17 protein-coding genes are annotated in these 20,483 nt (G+C 44.8%); 4 read left to right on the plus strand and 13 right to left on the minus strand.

Features of this window, described 5'->3' with window-relative positions; all coding sequences use genetic code 11:
• The first annotated feature begins 147 nt into the window (after nt 1-147).
• Nucleotides 148-1,308: a hypothetical protein gene (locus ACN9MT_RS13695; protein ID WP_426272418.1), complete on the plus strand. Its 1,161-nt coding sequence runs from the start codon at nt 148-150 to the stop codon at nt 1,306-1,308.
• Between the two features lie 43 nt (nt 1,309-1,351).
• On the opposite strand, the gene ACN9MT_RS13700 is transcribed toward ACN9MT_RS13695, so the two are convergent.
• From ACN9MT_RS13700 to ACN9MT_RS13740, 9 genes are all read right to left on the minus strand, one after another.
• Nucleotides 1,352-2,278 (minus strand): LCP family protein, encoded by a 927-nt coding sequence (locus ACN9MT_RS13700; protein WP_426272419.1) that lies wholly within the window; start codon nt 2,276-2,278, stop codon nt 1,352-1,354.
• A gap of 161 nt (nt 2,279-2,439) precedes the next feature.
• Nucleotides 2,440-3,153, minus strand: coding sequence for a hypothetical protein (locus tag ACN9MT_RS13705; RefSeq protein WP_426272420.1), 714 nt, complete (start codon nt 3,151-3,153; stop codon nt 2,440-2,442).
• 15 nt (nt 3,154-3,168) lie between these two features.
• Nucleotides 3,169-3,861, minus strand: coding sequence for a hypothetical protein (locus tag ACN9MT_RS13710; protein WP_426272421.1), 693 nt, complete (start codon nt 3,859-3,861; stop codon nt 3,169-3,171).
• A complete protein-coding gene (locus ACN9MT_RS13715; protein ID WP_426272422.1) occupies nt 3,861-4,565 on the minus strand; it encodes a hypothetical protein in 705 nt (234 codons plus the stop codon). Before ACN9MT_RS13715 ends, ACN9MT_RS13710 begins: the two co-directional genes overlap by 1 nt.
• 30 nt (nt 4,566-4,595) lie before the next feature.
• Nucleotides 4,596-5,294 carry a hypothetical protein gene (locus tag ACN9MT_RS13720; protein WP_426272423.1) on the minus strand — a complete coding sequence of 233 codons (699 nt, stop codon included), beginning with the start codon at nt 5,292-5,294 and terminating at the stop codon, nt 4,596-4,598.
• A 44-nt stretch (nt 5,295-5,338) separates the two neighbouring features.
• Nucleotides 5,339-6,028: a hypothetical protein gene (locus ACN9MT_RS13725; protein ID WP_426272424.1), complete on the minus strand. Its 690-nt coding sequence runs from the start codon at nt 6,026-6,028 to the stop codon at nt 5,339-5,341.
• A 57-nt stretch (nt 6,029-6,085) separates the two neighbouring features.
• The gene (locus ACN9MT_RS13730) at nt 6,086-6,787 is read right to left on the minus strand and encodes a hypothetical protein (RefSeq protein WP_426272425.1); all 702 of its coding nucleotides are present in this window, start codon (nt 6,785-6,787) and stop codon (nt 6,086-6,088) included.
• A 17-nt stretch (nt 6,788-6,804) separates the two neighbouring features.
• A complete protein-coding gene (locus tag ACN9MT_RS13735; RefSeq protein ID WP_426272426.1) occupies nt 6,805-8,364 on the minus strand; it encodes a S8 family peptidase in 1,560 nt (519 codons plus the stop codon).
• Between the two features lie 137 nt (nt 8,365-8,501).
• Nucleotides 8,502-9,812: a S8 family peptidase gene (locus ACN9MT_RS13740; protein ID WP_426272427.1), complete on the minus strand. Its 1,311-nt coding sequence runs from the start codon at nt 9,810-9,812 to the stop codon at nt 8,502-8,504.
• A gap of 141 nt (nt 9,813-9,953) precedes the next feature.
• Here ACN9MT_RS13740 and tnpA point away from each other — a divergent pair, with 141 nt between their 5' ends.
• A complete protein-coding gene (gene tnpA, locus ACN9MT_RS13745; RefSeq protein ID WP_426272428.1) occupies nt 9,954-10,355 on the plus strand; it encodes an IS200/IS605 family transposase in 402 nt (133 codons plus the stop codon).
• A gap of 4 nt (nt 10,356-10,359) precedes the next feature.
• Nucleotides 10,360-11,436 (plus strand): RNA-guided endonuclease TnpB family protein, encoded by a 1,077-nt coding sequence (locus tag ACN9MT_RS13750; protein WP_426272429.1) that lies wholly within the window; start codon nt 10,360-10,362, stop codon nt 11,434-11,436.
• Between the two features lie 244 nt (nt 11,437-11,680).
• Here the strand turns inward: ACN9MT_RS13750 and ACN9MT_RS13755 are convergent, their stop codons facing one another.
• From ACN9MT_RS13755 to ACN9MT_RS13770, 4 genes are all read right to left on the minus strand, one after another.
• A complete protein-coding gene (locus tag ACN9MT_RS13755; RefSeq protein WP_426272430.1) occupies nt 11,681-14,359 on the minus strand; it encodes a glycoside hydrolase family 70 protein in 2,679 nt (892 codons plus the stop codon).
• A 202-nt stretch (nt 14,360-14,561) separates the two neighbouring features.
• On the minus strand, nt 14,562-17,861 hold the full coding sequence (locus ACN9MT_RS13760; RefSeq protein ID WP_426272431.1) for a hypothetical protein: 3,300 nt from the start codon (nt 17,859-17,861) through the stop codon (nt 14,562-14,564).
• Nucleotides 17,862-18,358: 497 nt separating this feature from the next.
• Nucleotides 18,359-18,769: a hypothetical protein gene (locus ACN9MT_RS13765; protein WP_056064263.1), complete on the minus strand. Its 411-nt coding sequence runs from the start codon at nt 18,767-18,769 to the stop codon at nt 18,359-18,361.
• A 63-nt stretch (nt 18,770-18,832) separates the two neighbouring features.
• On the minus strand, nt 18,833-20,074 hold the full coding sequence (locus tag ACN9MT_RS13770) for a UDP-glucose dehydrogenase family protein (RefSeq protein WP_426272432.1): 1,242 nt from the start codon (nt 20,072-20,074) through the stop codon (nt 18,833-18,835).
• Nucleotides 20,075-20,185: 111 nt separating this feature from the next.
• Between ACN9MT_RS13770 and ACN9MT_RS13775 the strand changes: the two genes are divergently transcribed.
• Nucleotides 20,186-20,437, plus strand: a complete 252-nt coding sequence (locus tag ACN9MT_RS13775; protein ID WP_235514041.1) for a hypothetical protein — start codon at nt 20,186-20,188, stop codon at nt 20,435-20,437.
• Nucleotides 20,438-20,483 lie beyond the last annotated feature (46 nt).

The following is a 20,483-nucleotide window of genomic DNA, read 5'->3' on the forward strand; positions in this document are numbered from 1 at the left end:
TAAAAGTTAGTATAACAAATTTTTGGGAAATGGTTGATGTTTTTTTAGGAAATGTCATACGTTTATTGAAAAACATTGCGTATAATAAAAGATGAATTGTTACTTTTTACATTCATTTCCGTATCTCGACATAGGAGGAATTTCTTTATGCATCGCTCGTTACAAGCGCTACAATTCTATACATCCCACTCGAAGGAGGACATCGCACGACTTCATGAACGAATTCGTTCGAGTCTGGCTTCGACCGAATCCTTAACGGATACAATGATCCGAATCACCGGTCAGCCGCCACTGATTCCTTATGACGAAGATGCCGTCACGGTCGACGAATGGAATGCATTCCTTGCCGGAAAACATCATGCGACATTAGCTGACTTTTACGGTACATTAGTTGCTCGTCCAATTCTCGATGAAGATGGTCCACTACCGGACGAAGAGAAAGAACCACTCCCAACGCTATCGCGTAGTCAACGGGAACCTGAACCAAAACATCGTAAAAAAGAAAAAGTCATTAAGTCTTCTCGATCTAAGCGACCAGTACCTTGGGGCTGGATCGCGCTATTGATTCTTTGTTTCTTACTTGGAGCAAGTGGAACTTATGTCTACTCGACTTATTTCGCTGATTCGGCAGATACTAAGCCTAAAGCTACTGTTGAAAAACCAGTGACCGTTGAAAAAACAAAGGAAAAGAAACCAAAAGCAGCTACTACTGTTGAGGATGTTTTATATGTCAAAACTCGATCTAGCAATATTTATGGTGAAGAAGCGATGACGACATTACTCTATGAAGCCGACTTCGGCGATGGATATCGTATCATTAAGAAAAAAGACGGCGTAACCGAAATCGAATTATCAGATGACTTAACTGGTTATATTAAAACGTCCGACACGACAAAACGACTTGAAGGTGAACCGCTTGCTGACGAGACACTCTTGACTTGGGCAAACGATAATCTCGATACGAGTTTTGTGACGGGTACACTCATTGACCTTATCGGCAAAAGTGGTGAAGAACTAAATAGTCTTTATGGACCACCCGATCGTACTTATCCTGTTGATGGAAGATATCCAGATAACATTCATCAGTACTGGTTCTACGGTAACCATTTCTTTATCTTAAAAGACGATAAAGTGGCTGCCATCGACTGGATGGAGACAAGTATTACGAATGAGCACTTAGCCTCACTCGCACCACTTCAACTAGAGACTGACACGACAGGACTCGTTACAAGCAATTCGTATCGCATCCAACGCTTCGCGAAGGACGGAACAGTTAGCCGGATTCGTTTAGCTGAACAATCGTTCTAATGAAAAGTGCACCGAATCCATGTGGGTTCGGTGCACTTTTGTCTTATTCCATATCGAGCGAATAGCGTAATGCCGTTTGTGTTTCTTTGAGTGAATCCTCTGTTGGGTGCCAGTAATAAATTCCATCGCCTTCTTTTCCACCTGTTCCTTCAAGCTTTAAGTTCTTTTGATTACGGAAAGCGTCCATGTAGTCAAAGGCCAGTGTCCGCATTGGTTTGAACGAGACATTCGTTTGAGCGTTCTTCCCGACGACATCCATGATGGCGTTGAAGTTACTGACTGAAACGTCGGACGACAATTTGTTTGCGACTTGGGCGATGACTTCCCGTTGACGCATCTGACGACCAAAGTCACCACGTGGATCTTCATAACGCATCCGTGTGAACTTCAACGCCGACTTTCCATCTAAGTTCACTTTACCAATCGGGAAATGTGTCCCACTGACTGTAAAATCGATATCATTATTGACCGTCACACCACCGACTGCATCAACTAGAGACGTGAACCCTTCCATGTTGATTTCTGCATAGTAGTTGATCGGGATATTGAGAAATTTTTCGACCGTCTTGATGGCCATCTCTGGTCCACCGAATGAATAGGCGTGGTTGATCTTATCATTTGTTCCTTTACCGACGATATCGACTTTTGTATCCCGGGGAATACTAATCAACCGACTTTCATTTCGTGTCGGGTTCAGTGTCATGACCATGATTGAGTCACTGCGTCCGCGCTCGCCTGGTCGTTGGTCGACACCTAGTAACAACACCGAGACCGGCTTTTGATCTTCAACGACCTTGTCTCCCGTGTTCTTGACCGGCGACTGAATTTTTTTGACCGTCTGGTCGACTTGATAATATGTATAGCCGATGAATCCGCCGACACCGACGATGAGGACAAGTGCAATTAATAGCATGATTTTCAGTGGCGTCCAGCGTTTTTTCACCTTACGTTTTTTCTTTACTCGTTCCAACTGCGTCCATTCCCTTCTGTGTTTTGCTTCTCGTTAATATCGGTTGTGTATGACAAGACTTACAGCCTGAGTATAACGAAATTTGAAAGTGATTTGTAAAAAACGGGAAAAGATGAAAAAAAGAGCCTACCAAAAAGTAGACTCTTTGTCTTTAAAAAGACTTAATAGAGTGGTGAATTAGCAGAAATCTTCTCAAAATCGAATACTTCAAAAACTTTTTTCTTCGTATTGTATTCGAGATTAACAACCATTCGTTTTTTAGGATCCGTTGTTTGGAAGACGTAGGCTTTTATCGATGCTGGACCCGCTATGCCGTCTTTGATTTCTTTCTTCGTAGCAATACTTGTGAAATCGAATGTCATCAAAGTCATCCAGTCTCCGAGACCCTTTCCTGTCAGAACAGCATCTAACTGTTTTTCCGTCATGCCTTCTTTTAGTTTCGCGCCTTTTACGAGTTGCATCTTACTTTCACGCGCTTCAAGCTTCGTATCTGCCGTGATATTGATGATCTTCATCGCCAAGCGATAAACCGAATCCTTCTTTTTTTTCACAAACGTCAAATCCGTTGTCACTGGCGGCACTTTTGCTTTTGTATCGAAGAATTGATAGTTAGCAATTTTATGCCCTTCTTCATTTGAAGTCGAAGCCGCTTTTTTCTTCAGCATCGTTGAGCCATTTTTTTTGATGAGTTGTGTTTTATAACTTTTTCCATACAAGACCTTCGCTGCTTGCTCCATCGTCATACCCGCTTTGAGTGCTTTGTATTGATTCGTTGCCGCTGTCTCGACTTTCGTCGCAGCAGATGCTGTTCCACTAAAGAGTGTTGATCCCGCGATGATTGTCGCTACCGTGATTTTCATGAATGTCGTGTTCATATTCCCAGCTCCTTTTTAATACCGATCGTGACTTTCGACAAGATACGTTTTCTTTTTGGCGTCATAGATGAAAAAGACATACTGCCACTGATTCGTCGCTGTCGGAAAAACGTATGATTTCGTATGAATGATCGTCGCTTTTCCTGCTTTAATTTCTTTTTTTCGAAGAACGGATGTCGTATCGGCTAGACCGAGTGTTCCGAATGCTCCGAGTCCTTTCCCTGTCAGTAGTCGATCGACTTGTTGTTCCGTCATCCCGTTCTTGATTTTCGCACTTTTGATTAGTTTACGATCACTCGTCCGGAAGCCCGCTGCCGTGTCACGCTTGAACTCCATTTGTTTCATCGTTAGCCGGTACTTCGTTCCACCCGTCTCTGTCATGAACATCAGAACACCGATTGCTGACGGGAATTCAACTTTTCGATTCACGAGATCGTAGAGAAGGACGTTTCGATCCCATTCCTCCATCTCGATTTCTGTGTTCAATCGTAAAACTTGTGAACCTTTTTTCATCTTCAGTTGTTTTTTATATGTCTTTCCGTAGAGGACTTTTGCGACTTGCTCCACTGTCATCCCTGGTTTTAACGCACGATATTGTTTCGTTGCGATTGTCTCAGCCTTCGTTGCTGCATCCGCTGTTACTGGATTAAGGCAAACTGTTGCTAGAACTACTATGGGAAGGAATCGACTTATAATCCAATTATGCATCAGAACCTACCATCTTCAGTCGCACCAGAAACCGTCATGATATCTGTGACGACATAACCTTTACCCGTATCATGCATCCTGACGCGCTTCTGCTTATTCTTTTTGTCCGTCTGGAAGATGTAAATCTTCACTTTTGCCTTTCTGAATCCAATGTTTTTCAACTCTCGTTTCGTAAAGACCGATCTATAATCCATCACAGCCCACGTCATCCAATCACCGAGCCCTTTTCCTGTCAAGACAGCATCTACTTGTTCCGTAGTCATTTCGAATCGAATCCGTTTCCCTGTCATGAGTTGTTTCGTACTTTGCCTTACGGTCTTATCTCGTTTCATGTCAACGCCTTTGAATACAAGACGATAGAGCTTGTCCTTCGGCTTTTTCATGAACATGATTTGCATGACATGCATCGGCTCTTGTTTCGTTTGATCATAGAAGAAATACTGAAGGCTATCGACAGATTCTTCTGAAATGACTTTCTTTACATCGTGTTTGAGGACGGTCGAACCATTCTTTTTCGTTAGATGTTTTTGATACGACTTGCCGTACATCTTCTTGGCAAACTCTGTCACCGTCATCCCGAACGAATAGTTCTTCAAAGAATCGGTGAATTGTTGTTCGTTCTTCGTTGCTGCTGAGACCGATCCACCGCTAAGTAATACGATTGCCATCAGACAGACGAAACTCAATTTGATCCATTTTTGCATCCATTCCACTCGCTTTCCATTCCTGTTGCTTTAGTTTTTCGTCAGAATCGTCCGAATGTCACTGACTTTATAGATTTTCGCTTGTTCGTTATACGTCAACTCGACATGTTTCCACTTATTCGTCGTCGATTTAAAGACATATTCCTTCACTCGAAACACGTCAGCAAATCCTCGTTTTTGTTCATCTAGCGTATAAGCAGACGCTGTATCCATATGACCGAGCATCGTCCAGTTACCAAGACCTTTCCCCGTCAATTTCGCATCGAGCTCTTTTTCCGTCATCCCGTTCTGGAGTACGGCACCTTTGACGAGCGTCCGTGTACTTTCACGATATCCTGTCTTCGTCTTCCGTTCGATGAACAAGGCTTTCGTCACCAATCGGTACTTCGTACTCTTCTGTTTCGTCATGAATTGTAAGACCAGTTCGGTCGGGGGATGTGTTGTTGTCGAATCGGAGAGGACGTGGATCAATTGCTTATGTCCTTCTTCGTCCCCTTCAAAGTTGATTGAAAGCTTCAAGACAGTCGATCCGTTTCTTTTCTTCAGGTGTTGCTGATACGACTTGCCATACAGGACTTGAGCGACTTGTTCCATCGTCATTCCATTTTTCAAGCCCTTGTACTGTGTCGTCGCAAGCGTTTCTGCTTTTGTCGCTGCGGATACCGTTCCTGGAACAAACAGACTAAGCAGTAATACTAAACAGAATGACCACGTGATGGTGCGCTTCATATCTGCTTCCCTCTCTCTTTGATGACTCTATACATCATCATTATTCATTTTTCGTACTTCAATGAAATCCCGATTTCTGTGTCAACCTCATATCGCTTTTTCTTCGTGTTATAGGACAAGGTGACGACTTCGATTTTTTTCGAATGTGGTCGGTGGAATTGATAGATTTTATAGCGTCCATTCTTCATCGGACTTTTTTTTATGACGGATGAAACGTTCCAACTCCAATACATCGACACCTGTCCGAGCTTTTTACCTGTCACCAGTTGATTAAGCTGTTTCTCTGTCATTCCGTGGCGGAGTGCCGACGGTTTCACGAGTGTCCGGCTATTTTCGTACAAGCCATTCTCCGTATCGCCTTGATAGTACAGAGCTTTTTGTGTCAGGTAATATGTCTTCTGATGTTGTTTCGTACTAAATTCAAGAAGTGTTGTTGTTGGAAGGTTTTTAGAGGGACGATCCAGTACATATCCGAGGGACCGATAACCTTGTTCGTTACCGGTCGTGCCTGGTTTTTTCGTAAAGACGACTCTCCCATCTTTTTTCTTGATGTACTTTCGGTACTCTTTTCCGTATATCGTCTTCGCGACTTCCGTCAGCGTCATGCTGAATTTGAGTGTTTTGTAATCTTGCTTGATTTGCAGTGCTTCTTTTGAGGCTGCCGATATCGTATTCGGAATCAAGACCGACATCGCTATGATTACGAGAACGATCAGTTTTACGAGTACTTTCATTTTGATGTTTCCTTTCTCCTTGTTCTTTCATGATGACTGTTAGACATGATTGTCTGCTTATTTTGTTTTAGGTGATTCAATCGGAATGAGTCTATAGTTGTTGACCTTATATTGTTCCTGCTGATCATCGAACTTCATCGTCATATCGATTTGCTTCTTTGGATTAGAGCTTTGGAAGATATAAATCTTGATCCGTCCCTTATACTTGTACGCTTTCCGTTCCTGTTTCGTCTGGACGGATGTAAAGTCCCATGACCAACGCATGCCAACCTGACCTAATCCTTTTCCTGACAACAGTGCGTCGAGCTCTTCTTCTGTCTCATCTCCCTGAACATACGTCACATGCTTCAGTGTCCGCGTGCTCTCCCGAAGTCCTGTATTCGTATCCGCTAAAAATTGAATCGTTTTTTGTGCGAGATAATACGTTTTTCCATTTTTCTTCGTATAGAACTCAAGTGTCGTCCGACTCGGAAGGGTCTTCGATTGATTCATGAATGAATACGACCGGGACCGGTATCCTTTATCCTGCTTCGCCCAATTCGCTTTTTGCTTCAAGACCGTCGCACCATTCTTTTGTGTTAGATGCTCCTTGTACGACGAACCGTACACGACTTTTGCGATTTGTGTCAGCGTCAGTCCGAACTTTAATTCCCGATAATCGTTTAATGTTTGTTGTTCTTCTTTTGACGCTGCCTGTCCTTCGAGGATCCCGCTCACACAGAGGACACCAATCAGGAGAACACATAAAATTCGTTTCATCGTTCGACCCACTTTCCTTATTTCACGAGCTGAACGGCACGATCGGCATTCAAGCGACCATATCCGTACGTCGTGTCATAGCCCTTTTTGCCGAGGTCCTTCGCTGACTTGCGGAGGATCGATTCGACGTCCGTCACCTTGATGCTTGGCTTCAAGCTATAGAGGACACTCGCGACGCCTGCGACATGCGGTGTCGCCATCGATGTGCCACTCCAGAAGATCGATTCCCCGTCTTCTAGGTAACTCGCGATGTCTTGCCCCGGTGCGACGAGATCAAGCCCTTCACCATAGTTCGAGAACGAGGCCCGTTTATCGGACCGGTTCGTCGCTCCGACCGAGAAGGCATATTTCGACCGTGCCGGATAGGATAGTTTCGACGCCCCTTCGTTTCCGGTCGCTGCGGCGACGAAGATTCCTTTCTTACGCGCTTCCGCCAAAGCATCTTCAATCGCGAGGGAAACACCGCCACCGCCAAGACTTAAGTTGATGACTTTCGCCTTTTGTTTTACGGCAAACAGAATGCCTTTCGCGATATTCGAGTTCGAAGCGTAGTTATTGCGTGAGATGACTTTAATCGGAATGATGCTCGCCCGATCATTGATCCCCGTCATCCCGTAGCCATTGTTCGATGCTGCGGCAATGACACCGGCGACGTGGGTCCCGTGTCCATGATCGTCATAAGCAAGCTGGCGCTTATGAACGAAATCGTAGCCGAGATCCATCCGGACGCGTCCAGCGAAATCCGCATAGGTTGGATTGATGCCCGTATCGACGACCGCTACACGGACAGTCGAACGTGACTTATTCGCAATCCGCTTGACCATCGCATGATAACCGATGTCCGCTCCTTTGACACCACCACGTTGTCCGGTATTTTTTAACGACCACTGGACGGACTGGAAAGGATCCGTACTGAGCAACTTCATCGATTGATCGAGTTCGACATACCGGACACCCTTCGTTTGTTCGAGTTGTCGTTTCGCAGCTACAGCTTGAATGAAGCTGTTGTAGGAGAACTTCTCGAGCCGTAACGTGTTGTCGATCGTTTCGTGATGACTCGCGCGCGACGTCTGTGATAACGTACTCGCTTTCGTCGCCCCGTTTAGACGGACGACGAGACTCGTCGCTTGTTCGGTTGCCGTTGATTTGGTTGCGTAATCCCGGATCGGTTCGAGCCGTTCGAGTTTATAGGGAATCGTGAATGCTTTGTTCTTCGCTCCCGTCACTTCGATGTATTGTCGCCCACTCCACGTCAGTGGGAAAAAGAGTGTCTTTTTACTGTTCGCATATCGCGCATACGGATCTTTTTGTTTATACTCTGTCTGCGATGTATAGACGGTCGCTTTCTTTGAAGCATCGAAGGCGAACTTCAAGTGTGTTCCGCCGGCAAGATAGGTTTTGGTATCGAAATAGAACAACGCTTTCCCACTTGCATCGAACTTTCCTTTGATATAGCCTTTTTTCGTTTTCGCTTCAATGGCTGGTACTTTTTTAGCCGTTGTCGCCGCTTCTGTCGTATCCAACGTATATGTACTAAACGCACTCACGAGGAGGGCGCTGACGATGATCTTTTTCATATGATTTCACTCCTTCATTCATGTATCCTTTTTCATTATAATGGAAAAAATTGATTTTTCTAGTTCTTTTTACCTCCATCAATCAATGAATGGACCGAAAAAAAGAAGCCCTGTCAGCACAGGACTTCTTTAATGATTTAAGGAATCAGTTTGACGGCACTATCGGCGTTCAACCGACCAGCACCATAGCTCGTATCATAGCCTTTTTTCCCAAGATCTTTTGCCGATTTCTTAAGGATGCTTTCGACACTGCTTGCCTTTAAAGACGGCTTCAAACTAATCAAGAGACTCGCGACACCAGCGACGTGTGGCGTCGCCATCGAGGTCCCACTTCCATATAACAACTCCCCATCCGCGACGTAGCTTGGAATCGAGACTCCCGGTGCGACAAGGTCAAGTCCCGTCCCGTAGTTCGAGAACGAGGCTTTCGTATCTTTACGTCCTGTCGCCCCGACCGATAAGACATATTTCGAACGGGCCGGATAAGCAATCGTTCCACGCCCTTCGTTCCCGGATGCCGCAACGATCAGGATATTCTTCTTGACTGCTGCTGCTAACGCCGACTCAATCGATTTCGAAGAGGAACTCCCACCGAGACTCATGTTGATGACCCGAGCACCTTGTTTCGTCGCATGCTGAATGCCTTTGACGAGTCCTGACACTGAACCAGCGCCTGAGTCATCGAGGACCTTGATCGGAATCAACGTCGCCATCGGATTGATGCCCGTCATTCCATATGTGTTATTTCCTCCAGCTGCAATGATTCCAGCGACATGCGAGCCATGTCCGTTATCATCCCAGGCGCTCTTATCGCCATTGATGAAATCATAGCCAAGATCCATGCGGACTTTCCCTGCGAAGTCGGCATATGTCGGATTAATGCCGGAGTCGAGGACTGCGACTTTCGTTGCAGAGAGTTTCTTGCCTTTGATCCGTTTTTGCATGGCGACGAAACCGATATCCGCCCCTTTGAGACCTTTCTTTTGCCCCGTATTCTGCAAGGACCATTGATATTTCTGATAGGCATCGACTCCGAATGCTTGAATTGGTGCATCGAACTCCGCGAACGCGACAGCTGATGAGCGTTCGAATTTCTGTTGCGCTGCTTTCGCTTCCGCATAGGAAGCATAGACGAGTCGCTCGATTCGAAGCTCTGACGCGATCGACTCTACTTTTAAGGCGCCGAAGGCTTGCGCTCGCATTGCACCGGGTCGTGTCTGAACGAGTAACGCTGGTTTGACTGCTTTGACGGCAGCTGTCATCGATTCCTCGATCGGTTCATAACGTGAGATGTAGGCAGGAACGGAGTAGCGGTCGCCTGGATACCCTTCGAGCACTAAGTACTGTCGTCCATTCCAACTGAGCGGGAAGTAGAGCGTATCATCCGTGACTTGGTAATAGCGATTGTAGACGCGACCCGCTTCCGCGTCGGCTTTACAAAACTTCATAGCGAGAAATCCCACTCCTTTAGGGGTGGGATGAAAGCGATGTCGGATACGGAGTGTCAGTACTAAACTACCGGTTTTGACACTTCACGTATCCGAAGGGTTTTTGTTTCAATTAACCTGACAAATTGATACAATCATGTTATGGAAAACAACTACAGAAGAACTCACACGACTGTTTCTTTAATTAATTATCATTTTGTATTCTGCCCTCGATACAGAAGAAAGATATTTCTTCGTAAGGATGTCGAAGCACGTTTTAAACAATTGGTACGGGAGGTGTGTGAAGAGTTGGAGATCACGGTGATTGCTTTGGAATGCGATAAAGATCATTCGCATATGCTTCTCAATACTCTACCAACACTTAGTCCTGCTGACATCATGGCAAAAATTAAAGGAGTGACCTCTAAAAAGCTGAGAGAAGAATTTCCTCATCTTCAACATTTGCCAAGTCTTTGGACGCGTTCCTACTTCGTCTCTACTGCTGGAAATGTATCGAGTGAGACGATCAGACGTTATGTCGAACAACAAAAAACAAGGGGGTGAAACCGTGTCTCAGATATTGACGGTAAATATCAAGCTTCTTCCTACTAGAGAACAGCAGCCTATTTTGGAAAGTATGATGGGGGCTTATATTCACACGGTCAACCAGCTTGTTTCAGACATGGTAGAAGCAGAAACAATGATAAAAATGACAAGCAAGAATGTTCACGTTCATTTGCCTAGTGCCGTCAAGAACCAAGCTATCAAGGATGCCCAAAGTGTCTTCAAGAAAGCGAAAAAATCAAAATTTGAAATCATCCCTATTCTCAAGAAACCGTACTGCACATGGAACAACCAGAACTATTCGTTCGATTTCGAGTCGATTTCTCTACCCATCATGATAAACGGTAAAGCGAAGAAAACGGCAATCCGCGCCGAGATGGTCGATCAAGACAACCGTATTTTTTCACTATTGAACAACAAACTCGGAACACTCCGGATTATCAAAAAATCGAACAAATGGATGGCACAAATTGCTGTCACGATTTTGACAACAGAGAAAACAGGCATAAAAACAGTAGGGGTTGATCTGGGATTAAAGGTTCCAGCAGTCGCTACTACAGATTGTGATCGAGTTAGGTTCTTTGGTAACGGTCGAGAAAATAAGTATATGAAACGAAAGTTTCGTGCAAAACGAAAAGATCTTGGTCAAAAGAAAAAGTTAAAGGCGATCAAGAAGTTAGATAACAAAGAGCAACGTTGGATGCAAGATAAGGATCACAAAGTCAGTCGTAAAATCGTTGAGTTTGCAAAAGAAAACAACATTTCTGTCATCCGCCTCGAAAGGCTGGCGAACATCCGACAGACGGCAAGAACAAGCCGTAAAAACAATAAGAATCTACACACGTGGTCATTCTATCGCTTAGCAACATTTATTGAGTACAAAGCAAAATTAGAAGGGATTAAAGTTGAATATGTCGATCCGGCATATACATCTCAGACATGCCCTTCTTGCGGCAAAAGAAACAAAGCGAAAGATCGAACATATTCTTGTTCATGTGGATTCAAGAAACACAGAGATTTCGTCGGTGCGATGAACATTCGATACGCACCTGTGGTTGATGGTAATAGTCAATCAGCCTGAGAACCTATAGGGTCTGTCTTAGGAGGGGTGATGGCACACCCTCATCTGAAGGCTTGAGCAAAACAGAAATGGACTGCGCTCGCACAAGCACTTTGGAATCCCACTCATCCCGAAGGGTGAGCTTGCGGCTTTAGCCGTGGAAGTGTCAATAATACCCGGATTAGATAGGATTATGTGGAATATAGTGAAACATTGACGGAAATCATAAAAAACACCACTCTCATATTGAGAGTGGCGCTTGATGTTACTTGACTGTGACTGTGAACGTTTTAACGACTTTATAGTTTCCAGCTGTCATGTACGTGATACGAATCGTCGTTTTGCCTGCTTTAATGCCTCTGACGTTACCGCGTGACGAGACTTGTGCGACTTTTTTGTTCGCTGACGTATACTGAACGGATTTGATTTTATCCGTTGCTGACGTATAAGAGATACGTGTCGTCTGGTTCTTCTTCAGTGTTGCTTTTGAAGCTTTCAGCGTGACACTGTTTGCTTTTGTTTCGATTGGCAAGACCGTCTTCAAAACAAAACCATCTTTTAACGTAACCGTTGCTTCAACCGTCGTTTTCCCTGTTGCTTTACCTGTCAAGCGACCTTTTGAATCGACTATCGCTTTTTTCGTATCGAGGACACGATAGCGAGTCGAAGCGATTGCTGATTTTGAGTTTGCAATCGTCGTTTTCAAGTTCAACACTTTCCCTTGATAGACGGCACCGGCTTTCATCGTTGCGACTGGTGCTTTTGTTGCTTGCGGCACGAAAACGCCGACGTACCCGTTGACTTCCGCCGTCTTGATTCCTTTGACTGGTACCGTCAAGACACCGTTCTTATCTGTGACGAGTTTCGTGTTCGTGACGCCACTTGCATCGACGAAGACTTGGTTCGCGTGTGTTTTACCCATGCTGACTGGAATCGTCGTATCGAGAGCTGCATTTTTCCCGATGACGGTCGCGACACCTGTGTTACGGTTCTTCCCGAAGCGGACGCTCGAGATCAAGTCTTTCCCAGCTTCTTTTGATGTGTTCGATGTATGGTAAGCCACGAACTGTTTGCCGTACGCGTATTTTTTACGTACTTTTAAGAGATTCGTGATTTCGTCATAGTACGGTGTCGTTTTTGACATGTACGATGCATCGGTTTGGTAGAGGTCACCGTAGTAGACAGTCGGAACCGTGTTTTTGTTCGATAAGAGGTACGCATACTGAGCGACGATGTTTTCCGTCGAGTATTTCTTCGTCGGACTAGCAAGCTCTTTGTTATAGATTGTCAGTGCTTCTGCCTCTTTTTCTTTCGTGTACAGCTTCTCAAACGACTTCGGCTGATCCGTTTTACTGTACTGAGCACCAGCCTTGATGCCGAACCTATCGAGCATGATTTGGTTGACACGGTTTTTCTCTTGGTCATGGTTATTGACGAACGACCAGTTCGGTTGAACGTCTGTCGCGCCATACCCCTCACGATCGACAACTGAAAGTTTCGCAAGATCACGAAGTGGACGTTTTTGCGAAGCTTTTAGCGCTGAACGCAATGTGAAGTACAAATCAGAGTCCATGATGAGTTGTTCGTTATTGTTTGCCTTCATGTACGAACGTTGAGACACTTTATAGCTTTCGATATAGCTCAAGTAATCTTGTTTTCCGAAATGTGCTTTTGAGATTTCTGCTTCTGCTTTTAGAATCGCTTTATCATAGTGCGACGCTGCATCGATTCGGAATCCGTCGAACTTATACGTTTCAAGCATCCACTTCATCCAGTTTTTCTGTTCCTTGATGACCTCCGGGTTCGAGTTTGCGAGGTCAACACCGACTAGGAATTCATCATTTCTTGCCATCGTGTTGTTGATTGTCTGCGTCGGGTTTCCCTTTTCATCGACGAAGAGGAACTGATCTTCTGTATCGATTCCGGAGTTATCGTTTTGGAACGAACGTTCTTCCGAACCATAACCATACTCCGCTTTTGTATTCATGTATTGAGTTGTTAAGTCGGCAATTTTTTTATTATCTCCAGATGCTAACAAAGCTTCTTTTGATGCAAAGCCATTCTTCAGCATGAACGGCAGATAACCTGTGTCTTTTGTATATTGCGTCAACATCGGTTTCCAGTTATCTGGTGATACTTCATACCAGCCATCTGTCGCGAGATACGAATCGACCGTGTTGATGTGTCCCGTTTTTGCCGCTTCAAGCAACCATTCTGGCAAGTAGTTGTCCGCGTGATCGACACCAAAGAAACGATACGCTTTCCCGTCTTGGTCCGTCATGATCCGTCCAAGCCCCTGCCCTTGAAGAGAGGTTCCGTTGAGATACAACTTGTTCCATTCTTTGATGTAGCCGTATTTCGCTTGTCCCATACCCCCACCTTTTGTGTAGGCGAGGTAAGGTGTCGCAAGGGTTTTCGTCGTTTCGCCACCTGTGAATGGATTTGCGAATGGTTTACCTGAACCTGTCGCACGACGAACGTAAACTGCTTCTCGTTGACTTAGACCAAGCATTTGGTTCGGTACGAGATCCATTTGGACTTTGATGTGATCGTCATGCAACATATCGACCATCATTTCGAGTTGTGAGGCTTTTCCGTACTTCGTCGGAATCGTACCACCCGGTCCTTGCGGGAATTCACCAAGGTCATATCGATCGGCAATCGCATAGCCTTCTAAATAACGAGCCATATCAAATGAACGATACGCTGGTGGAAGCCAGACATCTGTCACGCCCCACGCGTTCAGTAAATCTCCTTTTTTCGCAAGCGTCCGGTACATGTTACTTTCGTACGGTTGGAAAAGGCTAAAGCTTTGGAAAATGACACGGTTATCGAGTTTTTCACCTGCTGTGAATGCTTGCGCACGTTCTGGTGCATACGTGAGCCCACTTGTTGCAACGACGGCTGCTAACAATCCAACAGATACTTTTTTCGTTTTTCCCATGGATTAAATCTCCTTTATCTCTATATGTTTTTTAATATTTCTACCTGAATTTCCAAATAACATCACATAATTTAACATTTTATTGAGATGAATATGAGTCTGATTTTTCAAAGTAAGTAAATATATTTTTCAAAATGCAATCGATTGCGCTAATTCCTCGAAAAAACCTCCTCCTACCGAAGTAGAAAGAGGTTCACATTCCTTAGTTCAATCCGAGAAGAACAGCTTTCTCGTAACCACCAGTCAAGACAGAGTTGTCATACGACTGAAGATCTTTATTGACGACGATGACGTTCGACAACGTTTTCAGCGTACCAGCTGGGACTTTGATCTTCACGATGTCAAGTCCGTTCGATACGATGTCATCTGAGTCAGCAAGCGAAATCGTTGTTCCGACCGGAAGTGCTTTGCCGTTTAAGACATAATTCGCTGTACTTGTCGCATCGTACATACCAGAGTACTGAACGCCCTCTGTGAATTTGATGCGAATGACATCTTTCTCGTTTTTCGCATTAGCAGTGACCTTAAGGATTTCAAATGGTGATAAGACTGGTGTTGGTGGTGTTTTCATGAGTTTGAAATCATGTGTCGCTGTCGCAACTGTGTTGCCGACATCATCCGAAAGTGATTTGACGACGACTTTCCACTCTTCACCGTAACCTTCCATGTCAACAAGCTTTTGTAGATTCTCGTTTGCTGCGACGCGGAAGTTTTTATCTGTTGTATCCGTGTAATTAAGGACCGAACCATCGATTGTAACGATTTTTCCGTCTTTGTTTTTACCAATGAATTCAACAGTTGTCTTCGGAGGTAAGACTACACCATCACTATTAATGAGTGGAGTGTTGTACTCATCGAGATCACGGATTTTAACAGGCTCACTCATCATAACAACGAAATCATTACTTGGTGCTAAGCGATCAATCGTGTTAATCTCAGCACTCTTCAGATCTGGTGAATTAAGAGGAGAACCATCATAGTTCAAATCAAGCACGAGTGCGTCATTTTTCTCTCCATTCGCTTCAGCCTGAATCGCATCTTTCGCGAGTGTGATGCGGAATTTATCGTTGTAATAGTTTTCTTTCGTGTTGACGGTATCATAGATTTCCGTCCAGTCCTTCATCAACTCGATGACTGCTTCGCCAGTCTCTTTGTTATACGACGTGACGTCCACATATTTGCTGAAGTCTTCATATTTCTTCGTATTCGAGTTGTAACGCTCAAACTTCAGTTCATTATCAAGCAATGCTAAGATGTTCGCTTTTTTAAGACCTTTACTGAACATGATACGGAATTGTTCAGGCGACTCAACTACCACACCAGCTGTCGGTTTAACCGTGTCTGCTGCAACAGTGAAGTCAAGGTTTTGAGTCGTACCGATATTCGTTTCATCAGAAAGCGCTGCATAGTCGTAAATGCTTGATACTTGAAGTGAATGTTTACCCGCTGCGAAGTAACCTTGTTTAAGACCTGGATAGTTATCTTTTAAAGTGATTTTGACTGTATCGCGGCGATCGACACCCATTTTATTATCAAATCCATAATGGAGGACGTCGAAGTACTTCTCGCCGTACTGACCGTCGATTTTGAAATCAGCCGTAGCAACAGATTCAGAGAATTTCACTTCGAGTTGATTCAACCCTACAGCCTTAACAGAAGTGACTTCAGGCTGACGAGCATCTGTTAACTTGAAGCTTGCTTTTGATTTGACTTCTGTATCCGTGTTGCTCGTGATTTTCGCTGTCAGCTTAACGACTGCGTTATCTTGGAGTGGTGTTTCTTTGTCCAAGATCAACTCGAATGCTTTTGGATTAGAAGGAACTGCTTTGACACCGATGACACGTTTCGTTCCCTCAAATTGTTCGATTTGGATGTTATCGTTTGCGAGATAATCTTCTTCATGAAGACCTTGCATGACTTTATCGAGTCCAAATGATTTAAGCAGAAGTTCACGTGAGACCGCTTTATCGAGGAAGATCGTTACGCGATCTGCTTGGTTCGACTCAGCTGCAAGAACATTGATCATCTCAATTGGAGCAGGCGTCACAGCGATCGTGCTGAATTTGACTTTCGTTTCTCCAGCAATCTTACCGATTAGGTTTTTGTAGTCACCAGCTGCCGTTTCAATGATTTCTGCTTTGATGATTGCTTCGATATCTGTGTTACTGAATTCAGACGTCAACAGAACTGTCGCTTTACCGTCCTGGATCGTGACACGATCTTTCGCGAGAGCACCGAATGATGTCGACAATTTCAAGACGATATCATCTGCATTTTTATCGACTTCACCTGTCGCTTTGTTTTTAAGAGCGAATGTCACTTCCGTGTTATCTGCTCCGTTCGCAACGATTGTCGAAGCTTTTGGTGATACTTCCAGCATCCAGATATCTTCAACACTTTGTGTCATGAAGCTGAGCGAACCGAGATCCTTCGCGACGCCACCGACCATGATCCCTTTCGCGTCAACTGAGTAGTCTTTGCCATACTCGAGTCCTTCCACTTCAAGAACGGCTGACTTCTTGTCTGGGCTAAGTGTCGCGGATTTAACTGTCGCACCTGCGATTTTGAAATTGTCTGCTGTGACAGAGTCAACGGCACGCGAGAATGAAACTTCAACTCGCTCTTTGCCGATTGCTTTTGCTGAAGCGAGGACTGTGTTTGCAATCGTGAAGTCCATCGCAGCTGATTTGACAGCGCCGACTTTGACGACATAGCTGTGTGTTCCTTCTGGAATACCACCTTGCGATGCCATGAACTTCCCTTTCGAGAGCGTTCCTTTCGCTACGATTGGTGTAGCTGACATGTTTTTGCCTGGATAGATCAAGAGTTCTGCCTTCGCGCCCACTGCTGGGTACATAACGTCTGCTTTGACTGAAAGCTTCTGATCATCAACGCTTCCCAAGACGTTCGAGATGTTTGCTGCCTTAACTTCGTAGTTGATGTAACCTGTTACGACAGAGTTAGCACCTTTGTACGTGTAAGCTAATTTATATTTGCCTGCTTTTGAAGTCGATGGAGTTTTGAGGTTGAACTTGCTAATTGGGCGCTTGACGATGATACCTGATTTGTATTGAACGTTGATTGTGCTTGGCAATTGAACTTTTCCGCCAACAGCAACCGGTTCGAGGACTGGTTCGATGATATCTACGACATAGTTTTGAAGTTCGACTTTAAGAACTGCTTTCTTCGTCGTACCGGCTACCTTACCGTAGAGAACTTGGTATTTGTTGATGTATTTCTTTTCGAATTTGACAGAACCGCTCCACTTGACTGAGCGCATCTCATACTTGCCGTTTGAAAGTTTGACTTTGACTTTCGTCGGAAGCGTCAATTTCTTGACTGCGTATTTCGAACCACCTGCATGTTTCATCAAGATTGGAGAGATGTATTTAACCGAGACCTTCGATGCTGCATCAGCAGCAACCGGAGCTACGACAGACGCCGTGACTGCAAGCGCAGCTGCAGCAGCGTACAATTTGTTCGTTTTCTTCGAATAACCCATGTTTACTATTCCTCCTCTTTTCTAACAAATCAAAAGCGAAAATCCCAATTTTAAATCTACAATATAAGTAAAATATAGAAATATTTTACTTTAGAGCAGTAAAAAAATTCTTTAGTCGTCTTAGGAGGAGTACGTTCTGTTTCACGTGCGATCATTCGTCTATCATCAAGACGATCTATCCGTGATTCATATGTATCCGATTGGGATGAACTAAAGACACTGCCAAAACCGCTTCAAAAAGCATTTTTATTGTAGATTCGTGCACTCCACCATTTCGTTTTTGAGAAACGGTAAGAATGCTACACGTCAAATATACAAAACTGGGAAAGACGCCACAATAGATTTTTTGTAAAAAATAGGTGAATAGTAGTAAGATAAAATATATTTACATAGGCTGTGCATGGAAATTAATTTTTGGATTTACCCCTTTAAAGAAAACGCTTACATTATATTAAATTTTTGTCTTGTTTTCGTTTTATTAAAATAAAGTTTAAATTTCATGAGATGAAATGATCTGCTTTTTCGATCGCCCGAAGAAATGATTCACGATGTAGACGATGCACATCATCGGCCCACATCTCGATTTTTGATCCACGTCGTTTGAGTTCAATCGGTAATCCACGACCAATCCAATCAAGTTGACGTTGCAAGACATGACGCTTTCGTCCGTCCTGTCGCTCTGCTTCCGTAAATTGGCGCAAGTACTGGAGGACATAACCGAACCCAAACTCAATCGGAATCCGCAGCTCCGCTCCCTTATCTCGTATCCGGATGATGCCCGCTCCGTAATGAATCGCCCGGAACAACTCCTCATTGATACGCTGATACCAGGTACCTTGCGTCAGACAGTGCGGCTCTAGCGCTCCTTTTTTACCACTCGGTAAGACTGCGAAATAATCAATGACCATTCGTCTGCTCCTTTTCATCAAAAAAATAGGTGAGTCCGCGTGGGTCTCACCTATCATGACAGGTCAAATGGTTCGATTGTTCGAAAATGATTTAGAAGGGCGTCCAATACTTTCGTATTGAACACCACCCGGATGATCCATAAACGACCAACAGTTACGTCCATCGACGACACGTGGCTGACGCATCTGACGAATGAACTGCTCTGGTGTGATAAGACGGAGTTCTTCCCACTCCGTCATGATGACGGCAACATCTGCATCCTGTAACGCCTCTTCGACCGTTTGCTTTTGGTCGAGTAGCGTCCGTGCAACAGGGTCATATCCGGTTACGATGACACCGAATTGCTCAAGACGTGTCGCTAGTCGTAATGCCGGCGCATCACGTAAGTCATCCGTTCCTGGTTTAAAGGCGAGACCGAGTAGCGCCACGCGCATTCCTGTCCGCGGTTGGATTTTTTGTAACACATAGTCCAGTTGTGCTTCATTTGTCTTATCAGCTGCTTCGATGACGTGAAGTTGCTGATCATGCTGACGAGCGAGCGTCGTAAGTGCTGCGATGTCTTTCGGGAAACAAGATCCGCCATATCCAGCTCCAGCCCGTAAGAACGAGGAGCCAATCCGTGGATCAAGACCGATACCTTTTGCGACATCAGAGACATCAGCACCAACTGCATCTGCTAGTCGCGCGATTTCATTGATAAAACTGATTTTCACTGCTAAAAAACTATTCGCTGCATACTTCGTCAACTCTGCCGTCGTCGGATCGACTGCGACGAGAGGAGCGGTCGTCGCAAATAGTGTCGCAAGCTCGTTTGATAAATCTTCATCATTCGTTCCAATGACGACACGGTGAGGATGTCGCATATCAGCGAGTGCTGTACCCTCTCGTAAAAATTCAGGCACCATTGCAAAGCGTAACGTCGGATACTGCATCGCCAGTTGCATCGTCGTACCAGGTGGCACTGTCGATTTAATGACGACAGCCGCACTTGGTGCGATTCGTTCAATATGGGCGACGACGGCTTCTACCGCTGATAAGTCGCAACTGCCGTCCGCTTTCTCTGGTGTTCCGACAGCGACAAGGTATGTCTTTGCGACTGGATATTCCGTCGTGAACGTCATTCGATGTTGATTCGCGATTAACGCTTCTTCGATTCCCTCTTCCTTAATCGGTGGGATTCCTCGTGTCAGTTGCGCCATCCGATCAGCGTTCAAGTCGACACATGTCACGTTATGTCCATTTTCAGCCAGTCCGATGGCGGTCACAAGACCGACATATCCTGTTCCAATCACTGTCAGTTGCATTCCATCACGTCCTTCGATAGTTTCTCTGTCTCCACTATACGGGAGAGGAGAAGATTTGTGCATCGAAAAAGCTTTCCGAATACGCTATACTGGATTACGGGAATGGGAGGAATGCTCGTGGCTATCATTATCTTTTGCCTCGTCTGTCTCATTGCGTATCGGATCCGCAAGCTTCCCGAAGCACTACGGACGATTTTACTCATCCTCGGTTTACTCAGTGGATGGTTCGCGCTCTTTGAGATGATCGGCTTCATCGAAGCCAATCCGTATCTGGCTGCAATCCCGATTGGACTGGGACTTGCCTACTGGTACTGGCAACGTAAAAAGAAACAAGCAAACGACAAAACCCCTTCCGCCTCGTGAAGTGGGTTTTTCTTGTAGCGAAACGAAAAAAGCGATGTCTCCTATA

Origin of the sequence: Exiguobacterium sp. R-17 (assembly GCF_049913315.1) — a bacterium.
Classification (GTDB): Bacteria; Bacillota; Bacilli; order Exiguobacteriales; family Exiguobacteriaceae; genus Exiguobacterium_A.

Excerpts from the sequence above, each read along its gene's own strand:
- ACN9MT_RS13695 (WP_426272418.1), top strand. The coding sequence starts at position 148 with ATGCATCGCTCGTTACAAGCGCTACAATTCTATACATCCCACTCGAAG.
- ACN9MT_RS13705 (WP_426272420.1), bottom strand. The coding sequence starts at position 3,153 with ATGAACACGACATTCATGAAAATCACGGTAGCGACAATCATCGCGGGA.
- ACN9MT_RS13710 (WP_426272421.1), bottom strand. The coding sequence starts at position 3,861 with ATGCATAATTGGATTATAAGTCGATTCCTTCCCATAGTAGTTCTAGCA.
- ACN9MT_RS13715 (WP_426272422.1), bottom strand. The coding sequence starts at position 4,565 with ATGCAAAAATGGATCAAATTGAGTTTCGTCTGTCTGATGGCAATCGTA.
- ACN9MT_RS13720 (WP_426272423.1), bottom strand. The coding sequence starts at position 5,294 with ATGAAGCGCACCATCACGTGGTCATTCTGTTTAGTATTACTGCTTAGT.
- ACN9MT_RS13725 (WP_426272424.1), bottom strand. The coding sequence starts at position 6,028 with ATGAAAGTACTCGTAAAACTGATCGTTCTCGTAATCATAGCGATGTCG.
- ACN9MT_RS13730 (WP_426272425.1), bottom strand. The coding sequence starts at position 6,787 with ATGAAACGAATTTTATGTGTTCTCCTGATTGGTGTCCTCTGTGTGAGC.
- ACN9MT_RS13735 (WP_426272426.1), bottom strand. The coding sequence starts at position 8,364 with ATGAAAAAGATCATCGTCAGCGCCCTCCTCGTGAGTGCGTTTAGTACA.
- ACN9MT_RS13740 (WP_426272427.1), bottom strand. The coding sequence starts at position 9,812 with ATGAAGTTTTGTAAAGCCGACGCGGAAGCGGGTCGCGTCTACAATCGC.
- tnpA (WP_426272428.1), top strand. The coding sequence starts at position 9,954 with ATGGAAAACAACTACAGAAGAACTCACACGACTGTTTCTTTAATTAAT.
- ACN9MT_RS13755 (WP_426272430.1), bottom strand. The coding sequence starts at position 14,359 with ATGGGAAAAACGAAAAAAGTATCTGTTGGATTGTTAGCAGCCGTCGTT.
- ACN9MT_RS13760 (WP_426272431.1), bottom strand. The coding sequence starts at position 17,861 with ATGGGTTATTCGAAGAAAACGAACAAATTGTACGCTGCTGCAGCTGCG.
- ACN9MT_RS13765 (WP_056064263.1), bottom strand. The coding sequence starts at position 18,769 with ATGGTCATTGATTATTTCGCAGTCTTACCGAGTGGTAAAAAAGGAGCG.
- ACN9MT_RS13770 (WP_426272432.1), bottom strand. The coding sequence starts at position 20,074 with ATGCAACTGACAGTGATTGGAACAGGATATGTCGGTCTTGTGACCGCC.
- ACN9MT_RS13775 (WP_235514041.1), top strand. The coding sequence starts at position 20,186 with ATGCTCGTGGCTATCATTATCTTTTGCCTCGTCTGTCTCATTGCGTAT.